At 30.2% G+C, this 13,451-nt stretch carries 16 protein-coding genes; 7 read left to right on the top strand and 9 right to left on the bottom strand.

Going from position 1 to position 13,451, the window contains the following annotated elements:
- Positions 1-4 precede the first annotated feature (4 nt).
- From EW14_RS01070 to prfB, 4 genes are all read right to left on the bottom strand, one after another.
- Entirely contained in the window at positions 5-415 is a 411-nt protein-coding gene (locus EW14_RS01070; RefSeq protein ID WP_042849684.1) for a diacylglycerol kinase family protein, read from the bottom strand.
- A gap of 6 nt (positions 416-421) precedes the next feature.
- Complete coding sequence (gene ybeY, locus EW14_RS01065) at positions 422-961, bottom strand: rRNA maturation RNase YbeY (protein ID WP_042849683.1); 540 nt, start codon at positions 959-961, stop codon at positions 422-424.
- Positions 962-967: 6 nt separating this feature from the next.
- Positions 968-1,150, bottom strand: coding sequence for a DUF3285 domain-containing protein (locus EW14_RS01060; protein WP_042849682.1), 183 nt, complete (start codon positions 1,148-1,150; stop codon positions 968-970).
- A gap of 3 nt (positions 1,151-1,153) precedes the next feature.
- Positions 1,154-2,276, bottom strand: a protein-coding gene (gene prfB / locus EW14_RS01055; protein WP_156095652.1) for a peptide chain release factor 2 whose coding sequence is annotated in 2 segments (ribosomal slippage) — positions 1,154-2,200 and positions 2,202-2,276 — 1,122 coding nt in all. Because the reading frame shifts where the segments join, the coding sequence is not laid out codon by codon here.
- A 76-nt stretch (positions 2,277-2,352) separates the two neighbouring features.
- Between prfB and grxC the strand changes: the two genes are divergently transcribed.
- Both grxC and gshB read left to right on the top strand, forming a co-directional pair.
- Positions 2,353-2,607: a glutaredoxin 3 gene (grxC, locus tag EW14_RS01050; protein ID WP_011817672.1), complete on the top strand. Its 255-nt coding sequence runs from the start codon at positions 2,353-2,355 to the stop codon at positions 2,605-2,607.
- Between the two features lie 5 nt (positions 2,608-2,612).
- Complete coding sequence (gene gshB / locus EW14_RS01045) at positions 2,613-3,536, top strand: glutathione synthase (protein ID WP_042849680.1); 924 nt, start codon at positions 2,613-2,615, stop codon at positions 3,534-3,536.
- On the opposite strand, the gene EW14_RS01040 is transcribed toward gshB, so the two are convergent.
- Positions 3,529-4,941, bottom strand: coding sequence for a chorismate-binding protein (locus tag EW14_RS01040; RefSeq protein WP_042849679.1), 1,413 nt, complete (start codon positions 4,939-4,941; stop codon positions 3,529-3,531). The two genes, gshB and EW14_RS01040, sit on opposite strands and share 8 nt — an antisense overlap.
- 101 nt (positions 4,942-5,042) lie before the next feature.
- Here EW14_RS01040 and menA point away from each other — a divergent pair, with 101 nt between their 5' ends.
- The 3 genes from menA to EW14_RS01025 are packed head-to-tail and all read left to right on the top strand — an operon-like array spanning position 5,043 to position 8,118.
- A complete protein-coding gene (gene menA, locus EW14_RS01035; protein WP_042849678.1) occupies positions 5,043-5,960 on the top strand; it encodes a 2-carboxy-1,4-naphthoquinone phytyltransferase in 918 nt (305 codons plus the stop codon).
- Entirely contained in the window at positions 5,957-6,919 is a 963-nt protein-coding gene (locus tag EW14_RS01030; protein ID WP_042849677.1) for an o-succinylbenzoate synthase, read from the top strand. Before menA ends, EW14_RS01030 begins: the two co-directional genes overlap by 4 nt.
- Positions 6,916-8,118 carry an AMP-binding protein gene (locus EW14_RS01025; RefSeq protein ID WP_042849676.1) on the top strand — a complete coding sequence of 401 codons (1,203 nt, stop codon included), beginning with the start codon at positions 6,916-6,918 and terminating at the stop codon, positions 8,116-8,118. The genes EW14_RS01030 and EW14_RS01025 overlap by 4 nt, the downstream gene beginning before the upstream one ends.
- 3 nt (positions 8,119-8,121) lie before the next feature.
- Here EW14_RS01025 and EW14_RS01020 read toward each other — a convergent pair whose 3' ends face one another.
- Positions 8,122-8,574, bottom strand: a complete 453-nt coding sequence (locus EW14_RS01020; RefSeq protein WP_042849675.1) for a thioesterase family protein — start codon at positions 8,572-8,574, stop codon at positions 8,122-8,124.
- Between the two features lie 9 nt (positions 8,575-8,583).
- Positions 8,584-9,771: an NAD(P)H-quinone oxidoreductase subunit H gene (locus tag EW14_RS01015; RefSeq protein ID WP_042849674.1), complete on the bottom strand. Its 1,188-nt coding sequence runs from the start codon at positions 9,769-9,771 to the stop codon at positions 8,584-8,586.
- A 38-nt stretch (positions 9,772-9,809) separates the two neighbouring features.
- Here EW14_RS01015 and rsmH point away from each other — a divergent pair, with 38 nt between their 5' ends.
- Positions 9,810-10,712, top strand: coding sequence for a 16S rRNA (cytosine(1402)-N(4))-methyltransferase RsmH (rsmH, locus tag EW14_RS01010; protein ID WP_042849673.1), 903 nt, complete (start codon positions 9,810-9,812; stop codon positions 10,710-10,712).
- 13 nt (positions 10,713-10,725) lie between these two features.
- Here rsmH and EW14_RS01005 read toward each other — a convergent pair whose 3' ends face one another.
- Complete coding sequence (locus EW14_RS01005) at positions 10,726-11,871, bottom strand: cysteine desulfurase family protein (RefSeq protein ID WP_042849672.1); 1,146 nt, start codon at positions 11,869-11,871, stop codon at positions 10,726-10,728.
- Positions 11,872-11,930: 59 nt separating this feature from the next.
- On the opposite strand from EW14_RS01005, the gene EW14_RS01000 reads away from it, so the two are divergent.
- On the top strand, positions 11,931-12,659 hold the full coding sequence (locus tag EW14_RS01000) for a response regulator transcription factor (protein ID WP_042849671.1): 729 nt from the start codon (positions 11,931-11,933) through the stop codon (positions 12,657-12,659).
- 1 nt (position 12,660) lies between these two features.
- Here EW14_RS01000 and bchM read toward each other — a convergent pair whose 3' ends face one another.
- Positions 12,661-13,362 (bottom strand): magnesium protoporphyrin IX methyltransferase, encoded by a 702-nt coding sequence (gene bchM, locus EW14_RS00995; protein WP_042849670.1) that lies wholly within the window; start codon positions 13,360-13,362, stop codon positions 12,661-12,663.
- Between the last annotated feature and the right edge of the window lie 89 nt (positions 13,363-13,451).

The following is a 13,451-nucleotide window of genomic DNA, read 5'->3' as shown; positions in this document are numbered from 1 at the left end:
GGATTTAAAATAACAACTTTATTTTAGGAACAAAGATATATACAGCAATAATAACAGAATTAATGGAAGCTAATAATACTGCGCCGGCAGAAGTATCTTTTGAAATTTTAGCCAAAATACTAAATTCTTTTTTCACTACTAAATCAACGATTGATTCAATAGATGTGTTCAATATTTCTAATATTAAAACAGACATTATTGTTGCAATCAAAATAACATAATTACTTAGACTAATTTTGAGTAAAAAACCAATTATTAAACTTGTAACTGCAAAAATTAATTGAATTTTAAAATTTCTTGAAGTTTTTAATACATAACTAATACCACTGAAAGCATACTTAAAACTTATAAATACATTACTAGAAGTTTTGTATGATTCTTTTCTATTTTCTAAATAGTTTAATTTTTTTTCCATTGATTTTTAATCTAAACTAGTAATTAAATATTCTTGGAAATTTAACATATTTTCTAAATCATGCTCATTATTATGTTCCCATCCCAAAAGATGTAAAAATCCATGACTAGCCAACCAGATCATCTCTCTATAGATTGAATGTTTATATTCATAAGATTGCTCAAGTGCCATCTCTAATGATATAAAAATATCTCCCAACTCTATATGATCTAAATTATTTAGAGATTCATCAGAAATAATTGGAAAAGATAGAACATCAGTTGGACCATTTTTTTGCATCCATTTCTTATTCAAAGAAGCAATTTCTTGATTAGATATTATCTGTAAGCCTAATGAAAAAGATTTTTTTTCAAAAATATAATTTGGTAATTCATAATCCTCTTTTTTTAATATTGTATTTATCCAAGATAAAAAAACTTTCTCCCAAAAAATAGATTCAAAAATAAGATGAGTTTTAGTATCTTTTAACTTATTTGAAAATTGAGAGAAATCATTACATTGAAAAACCAAATCTAAATTTATTTCAGAAATAATTTTTTCTTTCATACATTCTTAAACTGGAATATTGGGCTTACCTATTGTGGCCACAAGTATTAATATCCCAATTAAAACTAGAAAGGTTATTGAAAAATGAGAAATACTTTTTGAGCCTTTCCTTACCATATTTCGCATAGCAAGCTTTATAAAGCTTGGAGGAGAAACTTTTTTTTCTAAAATTTCGTTGTTATTTTCCATTAGTTATTCAATAGATTCATTAGAAGAAATATTCATACGTAATAATTCATGAATAAATGGTTCAAGTCCACCATCTAAAACACTATCTAACTCGTTAGTCTCCTGCATAGTCCTAAGATCTTTTACCATTTGATAGGGATGGAAAACATAATTTCTTATTTGATTGCCCCATGCAGCTTCCACAATATCACCTTTAATATCAGCGACTTCAGCAGCTCGTTGTTCTTTAGCAATCACTAATAGTTTAGACTTTAGAAGTAACATAGCTTTTTCTTTATTTTGTAATTGAGATCTTTCTTGAGTACATCTTACTGAAATCCCTGAAGGCAAATGAACAATTCTCACTGCTGTTTCTACTTTATTAACATTTTGTCCTCCAGCTCCACCGGATCTACTCGTTGTAATTTCTAAATCTTTTTCAGGTATATCAAGTGAAATATTATCATCTAATTTTGGCATAACCTCCACCCCAGCAAAGCTGGTTTGTCTTTTGCCATTGGCATTAAAAGGAGAAATTCTTACTAATCTATGAGTTCCTTTTTCATGTTGCAGATAGCCATATGCATATTTTCCATCAATTTCGAACGTTACACTTTTAATACCTGCTTCTTCTCCTTGAGATAATTCATTAATGACAAGGCTCATTTGATTATTATCGGCCCATCTTGAGTACATTCTTAATAATATCTCTACCCAATCCTGCGCATCTGTTCCACCCGCACCTGCGTTAATAGAAACTACTGCTCCTTCCTTATCGTATTCACCACATAACAATCTTTCAAATTCCCATTTATCCAAATTCTCTCTTAATTTCTTTAATCCCAGCTGCGATTCTAAAATCATTTCCTCTTCGGGTTCTAGAGAATAAAGCTCAAGAGAGGCATTAGCATCAGAAATAAAAGTTTTCCATTTATCTAACAATTCGAGTTGTGCTTTGACATCATCAAGGATTAACATTTGCTTTTTAGCTTCTTCTTTATTTTCCCAAAATTCAGGCTGAGCAGAAATTTGCTCTAACTCTTTCTTTTTCGCTTTTAATCTCGGAACGTCAAAGACAATCCTGAGCATTACCCAGGCGCTCTGTTAGTTCCGAAAGATCTTTTTTGAAATCTGTAATATCTATCAAAATAGAATTTAATCGTTATTTATAATCTAACAAGCACTTTTGTTTAATAGTATAAACTAAGTATTATTTTAAAAAAATGTCCAAAGTTGAAATTTATACTTGGCAATATTGCCCATTCTGTATTCGAGCAAAATCACTACTCAAGAAAAAAAATGTAAATTTTACAGAATATAAAATAGATGGCGACGAAGATGCCAGAGCATTGATGATTGAAAGAGCTGATGGTAGAAGAACATTACCACAAATATTTATAGATAATGAGGGTATCGGAGGCTGCGATGATCTCTACGCATTAGAAAATGAAAATAAATTAGAAGCATTATTAAACTAGATCTTATGAAATTTCTATTCGTAATAGATCCAATTAAAAATATAAATCCCTTAAAAGATTCAACTGCTGCTTTAATGCAAGCATCATCAAAAAAAAATATTGAAATCTGGAGTTGTACTCCTCAAGACCTGGAAGCTAGAGGTGATGAAGTATGGGCATCTTCCGTAAAAGTTGAAGTAATTCCGTGGATTTCTTTCAAAGAGAATGATTGCATACCTCTCGCCGAATTTAATTGCATTTGGATGAGAAAAGATCCTCCTGTAAATGAGGCTTATTTATATGCAACCCATCTTTTAGAAGTTGCCGAAAGAAAAGGAGTAAAAGTAATTAACAAACCCTCATCGTTAAGAGCGTGGAATGAAAAGCTAGGTGCTTTAAGATACAGCCACTTAATGGCACCTACAATAGTTGCGAGTAAGGTAAAAGATCTTATTAATTTTGCAAATATAAATAATGAAGTAGTCATAAAACCTCTTGGAGGAAAAGGTGGTCAAGGTGTTATAAGGATAAATAAAAATTCTCCAGGAATTAAATCAATCATTGAATTAATCACTTCTCAAGAAGAATTACCCGTTATGATGCAAAAATTTATTCCTGAAGTAATAGAGGGTGATAAAAGAATAATTATCGTAAACGGAGAAGCAATTGGATCAATAAATAGGATTCCTCAAGGAGGCGATTTTAGGAGTAATTTAGCGATGGGAGGCAAGGCTGAACCCACATTATTAACAGAAAAAGAAAAAAGTATCTGCTCAGAATTATCTCAACACTTCAAAGATGAGGGTTTGTTTTTTGTAGGTATTGATGTAATAAATGGAATGCTTAGCGAGATTAATGTAACCAGTCCAACAGGTTTAAGAGAAATAGAAAATTTATCCAATAAAAATGTTTCAGCGGAAGTTATTGAAAAATTAGTAAAAATTATCTAGGATTTTTAGAGCAAAATATCTGTTTTACTATAGATTCAAATTTTAATTTAATCTCATCTATTTCTTTCTCTAAAACGGAGCCTGAAACTATACCTGAACCTGCAGTAAATTCAATATTTTCTTCAATACATCTTGCTCCTCTTATTGCCAAAAGAAATGAAGCATTGCCTGATGAATCAACCCAACCCATTGGAGAAGCATAATTTCCTCTAGGGAAAGACTCAAGAGTGTTTATCCAATCCAATGCTGCATTTTTTGGGTATCCACAAACAGCCGGAGATGGATGTAGGTTTTTAAGCAATTCAAAAGGACAAATATTTTCAACTTTAGAGAAAATAAGTGTTTGTAAATGAGAAATATCTCCAAATGAATTTACCTTGATATCACTTTTTTTAAAGTTTGTTATTTTTGAAACTTCTAAAGATTTAATCAAATACTGTATTACATAATTATGTTCCTTTAATTCTTTAGTACTTTTTAAGAGTTTCTTAAAATTTGAATTAGTAGAGATCGTTCCAGCAAGAGCCTCTAAAGTTAAATTAGGTTTAGAAAAAGAAAATAATTTTTCTGGAGATGCTCCAAACAAAATATCCTTACTATTCCTTTTCCAAACATATCTACATGTATTTGGTTGCTTCTTTTTAAATCTTTTTAAAATTCCTACTAAATCTAATTTATTTTTAAATTTTATTTTAATCCTATTCGCTAAAACTATCTTTTCGAGGATACCTTTTTCTACTAATTGAATTCCTCTATTTACTACTTTATTCATAATTGTTTTAGAAGTTTCTAAGGAGCGTGAGAAATCGTCAATAAAAGGGGAATCAAAACTAGTTTTTAAGTCGGATGATTTTATTAATTTTGGCTCAGAATTAATAACTTGATTTCTAATTGTCCATATTTCTTCAATTAATGTTCTTAATGATGATTTACCTTCAACATGACCATTGATTCTTAACCAGCAATTATTATCACTTTTAGTAATTAATATTTTTGGCAAGATGGCTTCCAAACTAGGTATATCTGAAGGTAAATTCTTATTATTCAAATTTTCAGAGAAAGAAAATAGATAAATTATTTTTGAAAGTGCAGAATTATGTGATTCATTAGTTAAGTTAATTAAATTTTTAAAATTCTCAGAATTAAACTCTTTTGCTACCTCAAATCTTTTTGGACCATCAAGAGTAACATATTTACACTTATCTAAAGCTATATATGAAATGCCATCAGATTCCTCCCAAAATGAAGAAAAAGGATATTTATTGATTAACAATTCATAAACTTGAAATAAATCAATACAAGGAATCTCAACACAAATACTTACTAATCCAGAATTTTCAACTTTCTTGTCGAAAGAGGAAAATACATCTTTTAAGAAATCTGTTAAGTTTAAATCATTTTTCATTACTTATTGAAAATAACTAAAAATCATGCAATAAAGTAAAAAATGTAACTCAATTTATAAACTACATTGAATAATTATCTAATTTTGTATGTTAATTAAAAATGGACGAAGATAAAAAAAAATTATGGAAACAAGCAATAAAATGGCCTCTTTATTCTGTTGCAATACTTCCAGTTTTAATAACAGGGGCTTATTTGCTAAATCAATATGAAAAGGTAAAAATTTATAATTTGATTGCATTTACTTTAGCTGCAATTTTGATATTACTTTGGGAAAATCTAACTAATGATTTATTCGACGCAGAAACAGGAATCGATGAATTTAAATTCCATTCAATTGTAAATCTTGTAAAAAATAAAAAAATAATTTCATTTATTGCATATTCATCTTTAGTTATTGGTTTATTAATAATTTCAATTATTTCAGTATCAGCAAGTATAAACATTTTGATTTTGGTGGCAGCTTGCTGCTTTTTAGGATATTTATATCAAGGACCTCCTTTTAGATTTGGCTATAAAGGTTTAGGAGAACCATTATGCTGGCTTGCATTTGGACCTTTTGCCTACTCTGCAGTCTTAATTGCGTTAAATCCTTCTAATATTTACTTCGAAGATATTCCCTGGAAAGTTTCTTTATTACTTGGTTCAGGACCTTCATTAGCAACAACTCTTGTATTATTTTGTTCTCATTTTCATCAAATTTCTGAGGATAAAAAGCATGGGAAAAATTCACCTCTAGTTCGCCTAGGAGCAAAAAAAGGTTCTCAATTTGTACCTTGGATAATTTTTACAATATATATTTTTCAACTTTTAACTATATTTACTGGCTTTATTCCAGTGTTTTGTATCCTTTATTTAATTAGTTTTCCTCAAGCAATAAGACTTATAAATTTATTAAAATCTTCATATAAAAAACCTTCTGCAATAAAAAATTCCAAATTCATTGCAATAAAATTTCAAACTCTTAATGGAGTTGGCTTAATCACAGGATTAATATTTAATTACTTGCTTAATAAATGAACTTAATATTTAAAAAAAAATCTTACAGCTTTAAGTTATCTACAAAAGTAAAAAATTCTAAAACCACGTATCTTACAAAACTGGGGTGGATAATTAAATTAACAAGAAATGAAAAAATTGGGTTTGGAGAAGTTTCACCACTTCAAGAAGAAGACTTAAAAAAATGTTCAAAACAATTAAATATGATCCCTGAGAATGTAGAAGTATTTAATTTATCTGAGCAAATAAATAGTTTTCACCCATGCATTCAATCTGCAATAAATTCTGCATTAGCTGAGATAAATGGAAAAATAATTTTTAAAGAAAACTATGCCTTTGATGAAATTGATAAAACAGCGATACTTTTAAATTCTGAAAGAGTAATTTCAGAGCTAAATGAAATTAAAAAAAGACTATCTAATATTAGACAATCAGTAACCGTAAAATGGAAAGTAGCATTAAGAGATAACCATGAGGAAGAAGCAAATTTAGAAGAAATTTTAAGCCAAATAGGCAATAATATTAAGTTAAGAATAGATGCTAATGGATCTTGGGGGAGAAAAATAGCGAATAGATGGGCTGATATTTTGAAAGATAACAAAAATATAGATTGGTTAGAACAACCTCTCTGTGTTGATGATATTGAAGGAATGAAAGAACTCAACAAAAAAATCCCAATAGCCTTAGACGAATCACTTTTAAAATTTCCAGCTTTGATTGATGAGTGGAAGGGTTGGCAAATTCGAAGGCCTTCTCAAGAAAATAATCCTGTTAAGCTTTTAAGAGAGTTAGAAAATAAAAAAGCTTTAATATCTATAAGTACCTCATTTGAAACTGGAATAGGTAAGAGATGGCTCTATCATTTATCTTCTCTACAATTACAAGGACCCACTCCAAAAGTACCTGGTTTAGCAATTAATAATTTCCCTAATTCATTTCTATTTTTAAATGACGCAAACAAGATTTGGGATCAACTATGAAAAATAAAATTCATACTATTGAAGTTGAAAATAACGAAACTCAATCTATAGAGAAAATTTTTGAAAAAATTAGAGAGAATAAAATTATTTATGTAAAAAACAAATTTTATAAAGATGAAGATGTATTAGATTCAATTACTGAAAATGGTCCAGCAATTATCTTAAACAGTAGTGGGAGTTCTGGGAAACCGAGAAAATGTTTTCACCATTTAGATAATCTTCAATTATCTGCAGCTACATCTGGTCAATGGCTAATAGATCAAGGATTTGAATTGCAAAACTGCTTAATTTTAAATACTTTACCCCTAAACCATATAAGTGGATTAATGCCAATTTTTAGAAGTCAAACTTGGGGATGTGATTGTATCAATATTTCTCCGAATTTAATAAAAAAAACTCGTGAACTTTTACTTTTTACAATTAAATCAAAAAAAAACAAAAAACACTTAATTACGTCATTAGTCCCTACCCAGTTGCAAAGACTTCTAACTCAAAAAGATGGCATTAGTTGGCTGAAAATTTTTGATCTAATTTGGGTAGGTGGAGCTTCAATTTCAAGCGAAACTGCAAAGCAATGTATAGAAGAAAAAATAAAATTAGCACCTTGTTACGGATCAACTGAAACAGCAGCAATGGTTACGAGTTTAAAACCAAAAGAATTCTTAATGGGTTTTGAAAATGTTGGTGAAATACTACCTGATTCAAAAATAAGAATTAACGCACAAGGATTAATCGAGATTAAATCAGCCAGAATTGGAATCGAAATAATAGGCTCTTCAAAAACTGAAAATTTCAAAAATAAAAAAGGATGGTGGCAAACCGGAGATTTAGGTGAAATTAATCAAATCAATAATACTTTATATTTAAATTTTCTTGGAAGAGGTGATAACGCTTTTGATTCAGGAGGAGAAATCGTTTTTCCAAAATTAATTGAAACTCGATTAAATGATTTCATTATGAAAGAAAATATCCCAATTGATAAATTCAATATTTCAAAATTATCCGACAAATTATGGGGAAATAGAATTAAGATAATTGTTGAATATAAAGAACATACAAATCGTGAAAATATTGAAAATTCATTAAGTTTATTAAAAAAATTTTCTCAAAGTTGGCCTAATCATGAAAAACCTGAAAAGTGGATTGTTAAAAACAAAAATACCAATACAGAAAAAATAAACTATAAATTTAAAAAATAATAATTAGCATTCTTTTAAATTTGTACTTACATTTGAAGCCTCTATCCATCTTTCTAACTGATCTGGAAGTTCTATTTTCTTTCTTGAATCAACATCTAAAGAACAATGTATTATTTTACCTTCTGCTACTTTATTTCCATTTTTTATAAAAAAGCTATTTACTTGGAACAAATGAGTATTAATTTTATGAGGGGCAATTTTTACTTTTAAGAAATCTCCAATTTTTATAGGCGCAAGAAAGTTTGCTTCACAATTTACTATGGGAAAAATAATTTGACTTTTACTTATAGAAAAATCTGGAAAAATATCTTGATAAGGAATCCCATAAATTTCAATACTCTCTTCCCAAGCTTCGTGCGACCATTTTAATAAGTTATGAAAATGAATTACACCTGCAGAATCACAATCGCCAAATCTCACCTTCTTCTGCAATATTAACCAATCAGCAGGTTTCATTTAAAGAACTTATCTATCAACAGATCCCATAATTACATCTATTGAGCCAAGTATTGCCATAATATCGGCAATTTTGGCACCTTTAAGAATATGAGGCAATATTTGCAGATTATTTAAATCAGCTGCTCTGATTTTAAATCTCCATGGGGTAACTTCATTATTTCCTTGAATAAATACACCTATTTCCCCTTTACCGGACTCTAATCTTGTATACAATTCTCCATTAGGAATTTTAAAAGTTGGAGCAACCTTCTTAGCTACATATTGATAGTCAATACCAAATATTTCACTTTTCTTATCTTCAGTCGCCATTCTTTGAGCCTCTAAATTTTCTGTTGGACCTCCTGGAATCATTTTGCAGGCTTGGCGAATGATGCTTAATGATTGTCTCATCTCCTCAACTCTTACTCGATATCTCGCGTAACAATCACCTTCTTTTTCTGAAGCAATCTGCCAATCAAAATCGTCATAACATTCATAACTATCGACTTTCCTTAAATCCCAGGAGACTCCAGAAGCTCTAAGCATTGGCCCAGACAAAGACCAATTAATTGCCTGTTCTCTTTGTATAGTTCCCAGACCTTCTATTCTTTTTCTAAAAATTGGATTATTTGTGATTAATTTTTCATATTCATCGATCTTTGGTCCAAACCAATCACAAAAGTCTATACATTTTTCTAACCATCCGTATGGAAGATCACATGCAACACCGCCTATCCTAAAGAAATTATTATTTATCAGCCTCTGCCCAGTAGCAGCTTCCCAGAGATCATATATCATTTCTCTTTCTCTAAAAATATAGAAAAATGGAGTTTGAGCTCCTACGTCTGCTAAAAAGGGACCGAGCCACAAAAGATGATTAGCAATACGATTGAGTTCTAGCATTAGAACTCTGATGTAACTAGCTCTTTTAGGAACTGGAATGCTAGCTAATCTTTCAGGAGCATTTACTACAATAGCTTCATAAAACATTCCTGCTGCATAATCCATTCTGCTTACATAAGGTACATACATTACATTTGTCCTATTTTCAGCTATCTTTTCCATTCCTCTATGTAAATATCCAATTACTGGCTCACAATCAATGACATTCTCACCATCAAGAGTTACAACTAACCTTAAAACACCATGCATTGAGGGATGGTGAGGGCCAAAATTGACCACCATTGGTTCTGTTCTAGTCTCTAGCTGAGCCATTCGAAATTTAACTTCTAAATAAATCTTAGTCGAAAGTTATGCAAACTGACCTATCTGATTCATCTTTTTTCAATCATAAATCAGTTATGACAGATGAGATTATGGCCTCATTAGAGCATTACCCATTAATCCATAACAACCAACTTAAAGGAATAGACGCAACTTTAGGCGGAGGCGGGCACTCTTATCATTTATTAAGAAAATATACGGATTTAAATATAATTGGACTTGATCAAGATCCATTCGCAAGAAAATCAGCATCAAAAAAACTTGATGAATTTAAAAATAGGCTTGATATTAGGTCTACAAATTTTGCGGATTTTATGCCAAAAGAAAAAGTTTCTTTTGTGATTGCAGATCTTGGAGTAAATAGCAACCAAATTGATGACCCTAAAAGAGGATTTAGTTTTCAAAAAGATGGTCCGCTTGATATGCGCATGAATCCTTTTCTTGAGGTTGATGCAGAGAAATTAATTGAGGCTTTAAATGAAAAAGATCTAGCTAACCTAATTTATAAATATGGAGAAGAGAGATTATCAAGAAAGATTGCTCGGAAAATTAAAATGGATTTGAAAGAAAATGGGAAATATTCTGGGACAAAAGAATTAGCCTATTCTATTGCAGGCTGCTTTCCACCAAAACAAAGATATAAAAAAATACACCCAGCAACAAGAACATTTCAAGCACTAAGAATTGCTGTAAATAAAGAAATTGAAGTATTAGAAAAATTTTTGCAAGTTGTCCCTGAATGGATTTTGCCAGGAGGTATTATTTCTATTATTAGTTTTCATTCCCTGGAGGATAGGTTAGTTAAAAATTCTTTTAAGAATGATCAAAGACTAAAAAACCTGACAAAAAAGCCAATAACTCCTTCAGAACAAGAAGTCGAACTTAATAAAAGAGCTAGAAGTGGAAAATTAAGAATTGCTCAATTAAAATAAGAGCCAATAATTTCTAGCGTAATGATCTGATCGTATTTGTAAGAATATGAATTGCTTTTTTTATATCTTTTGAATTAGTGCTTAATCCAATACTTAACCTTATTGAAGATTCTGCTTCTTTGAAAGATCTACCTAAGGCTAGTAAAACATGAGATGGTTCACCATTACTACATGCAGATCCACTAGAACAAATTATTTTAGATTTTAAAAGTTTATGAAAGTTTGCTCCTTTTAGATCCAATACAGTCAAATTTAAATTGTGAGGTAATCTTTTTTCTATTGAGCCATTAATTAATAAACCAGAATTATTTTCTAACAAACCCTCTAAAAGGGTATTTCTATGGAAAAGTAATTTCTCAGAATTATTTTTTTGATTAAAAACTGCTATCTCTATTGCTTTAGCAAAGCCAACTACTAAAGGAAGAGGTAATGTACCAGACCTGAGACCATATTCCTGACCTCCTCCAACAATTAAAGGTTCAAGATGCATTTCTTTATCAATCAAAAGAAGTCCTATCCCTTTAGGACCATATATTTTGTGAGAACTCATCGTTATCATATTTACATCTGATAAAAGATTGTCTAAGTCGATATAACCTAAACATTGTGCAAAATCAGAGTGAAAAGTTATTCCTCGCGATTTACATATCTTTGAAATATTCTCTACAGGCTGGATGACTCCTATTTCGTTATTTGCCAACATAATACTCACCAGAAATGTATCTTCTCTTATATTTTTTTTGAATTTTTCTTCTGAAATTAAGCCATCTTTCCCAGGATTAATTTCTGTAACCATAAATCCCTCTTTTTTTAGTTGGTTTAGGGGCTCCAAAACGGCCTTATGCTCTGTTTTTAAGGTAATAATATGTCCATAATTTCCTGTTTTTTTATAGAAATTTCTAGCAAAACCTAATAAGGCTAAGTTATTAGATTCAGTTGCCCCGCTTGTAAAAATAACTTTTTTATTCTTAAGAAATAAATTTTGTTCTATTTTTTCTCTTGAGGCTTCCAATATAGCGCTTGCTTTAATCCCCGCCAAATTAGATTTGCTTGCAGGGTTAGAAAATATCTCACTCCAAAAAGGTTTCATAGAATCAACAACATCTTTAGAGCAAGGAGTCGAAGATTGATAATCTAGTAGTATGGGAGTTGATAGCATAATGTTTAGTATATAAAATTCTGTTTATTACTAGAAAAACAAATTTAAGAATTTAAAAAATGAATGAAATTAATCAAATAAATAATGAACTGCCAAGAAAATCAAGAATTTTATTAGTTGATGATGAGCCTGGTTTAAGAACAGCTGTTAAAACATTTCTAGAAGATGAAGGCTTTGAAATATTTATTGCAGTTGATGGCGAGGATGGTTGGGAAAAAGCTCAAACAATTTTCCCCGATTTGATAATTAGCGATGTTATGATGCCACGAGCCAACGGTTATGATTTATTAGAAAAAATTAGAGAGGATGAAAAATTAGGAGGAACTCCAGTAATTTTTCTAACTGCAAAAGGAATGACCCTAGACAGAACAGAAGGTTATCTTGCAGGAGTTGATGATTATATTTCCAAACCTTTCGATCCCGATGAATTAGCTGCAAGAGTTAAAAATGTAATCAACAGACAAGAACGTTTACTGAAAGAAGCAGCACGATTCGCAGATATTGACGTAAGCAAAATGGCGAAGCAAATTACTGAAATAAAATCTATGCTCACAGACCAAAATTCGACTGATTCAGAAAATAAAATAAATATTCCTAATTTTACTCCAAGAGAAGCAAGTGTACTTCAACTAGTAGCAGAGGGTCTGATGAACAAGGAAATTGCAAGACAGCTTGAAACATCTATTAGAAATGTTGAAAAATATGTAAGTAGACTTTTTATCAAGACAGGTACATCTAGCAGAACAGAACTAGTTCGTTATGCACTTGAAAATCATTTAGTAAAATAGATTATTTAATTTTTTCGAATTCAATTAGTTTTGAAAAATAAAAAGGAGCTTGATTTAATTTCTTTTTAACAACTTTAAATCCTCTTTCTTTAGCAGCATTAATAATACCCTTTTCTTTCAATGTATATGCCCTTGTAGTTTTACTTGGCCCAGGAAATAATTTTCCAATATTTTTTAGAATAGCAAGAACTGGAGTATAAGGAGCAAAGCTAACGATTAGTTTTTCTTTGCTTAAATCGCATAGATGTTGGACCATTTCTTCTGCGACCGGTTGAGGATAATGAATAAATACATCCAAACAAACTACAACATCAAATAATCCTTTTAATTTTTCCAGATCACAGACTTCATATTTAATTTTACCTTGACTCAAACCTAATTCATGAATGCGTTTTTTTGTTTCTTTAATCATTTCAGAAGAAATATCGCTCACCTGTAGTTCTTTTATACCAAGTCTTAATAAAGGTATGGAAAGACTTCCTACACCACAGCCTGCATCACAATAACTTTTTTTTGTTAGTTCAGGATAATTTTTGATATATGAGACTACATCATCTACAGTTTTTTGATGTCCTTTCCTAATATTTTTCTGAACTGTATTAATTTCATCAGATTTGCTATAAATTTTATTCCATCTTTCAAAGCCAGTACCATTAAAATACTCTCTTACTTCACTTTTTTCGATAATCTTATTTGACGTCATAATATTCTATGAAAATTTATTCTTTTTATACTAACTAACTGGCGCCAAATTAATTGCACGCCATTATAGGAAAGAATTGATTTGTTATT

Source organism: Prochlorococcus sp. MIT 0604 (assembly GCF_000757845.1).
Taxonomy (GTDB): Bacteria; Cyanobacteriota; Cyanobacteriia; order PCC-6307; family Cyanobiaceae; genus Prochlorococcus_A.
Note: the sequence above shows the minus strand (reverse complement) of the source record. Positions and strands in the feature narration are given on the sequence as shown.

Coding starts and splice junctions, on each gene's coding strand:
- EW14_RS01070 (WP_042849684.1), bottom strand. CDS start 415: ATGGAAAAAAAATTAAACTATTTAGAAAATAGAAAAGAATCATACAAA.
- ybeY (WP_042849683.1), bottom strand. CDS start 961: ATGAAAGAAAAAATTATTTCTGAAATAAATTTAGATTTGGTTTTTCAA.
- EW14_RS01060 (WP_042849682.1), bottom strand. CDS start 1,150: ATGGAAAATAACAACGAAATTTTAGAAAAAAAAGTTTCTCCTCCAAGC.
- grxC (WP_011817672.1), top strand. CDS start 2,353: ATGTCCAAAGTTGAAATTTATACTTGGCAATATTGCCCATTCTGTATT.
- gshB (WP_042849680.1), top strand. CDS start 2,613: ATGAAATTTCTATTCGTAATAGATCCAATTAAAAATATAAATCCCTTA.
- EW14_RS01040 (WP_042849679.1), bottom strand. CDS start 4,941: ATGAAAAATGATTTAAACTTAACAGATTTCTTAAAAGATGTATTTTCC.
- menA (WP_042849678.1), top strand. CDS start 5,043: ATGGACGAAGATAAAAAAAAATTATGGAAACAAGCAATAAAATGGCCT.
- EW14_RS01030 (WP_042849677.1), top strand. CDS start 5,957: ATGAACTTAATATTTAAAAAAAAATCTTACAGCTTTAAGTTATCTACA.
- EW14_RS01025 (WP_042849676.1), top strand. CDS start 6,916: ATGAAAAATAAAATTCATACTATTGAAGTTGAAAATAACGAAACTCAA.
- EW14_RS01020 (WP_042849675.1), bottom strand. CDS start 8,574: ATGAAACCTGCTGATTGGTTAATATTGCAGAAGAAGGTGAGATTTGGC.
- EW14_RS01015 (WP_042849674.1), bottom strand. CDS start 9,771: ATGGCTCAGCTAGAGACTAGAACAGAACCAATGGTGGTCAATTTTGGC.
- rsmH (WP_042849673.1), top strand. CDS start 9,810: ATGCAAACTGACCTATCTGATTCATCTTTTTTCAATCATAAATCAGTT.
- EW14_RS01005 (WP_042849672.1), bottom strand. CDS start 11,871: ATGCTATCAACTCCCATACTACTAGATTATCAATCTTCGACTCCTTGC.
- EW14_RS01000 (WP_042849671.1), top strand. CDS start 11,931: ATGAATGAAATTAATCAAATAAATAATGAACTGCCAAGAAAATCAAGA.
- bchM (WP_042849670.1), bottom strand. CDS start 13,362: ATGACGTCAAATAAGATTATCGAAAAAAGTGAAGTAAGAGAGTATTTT.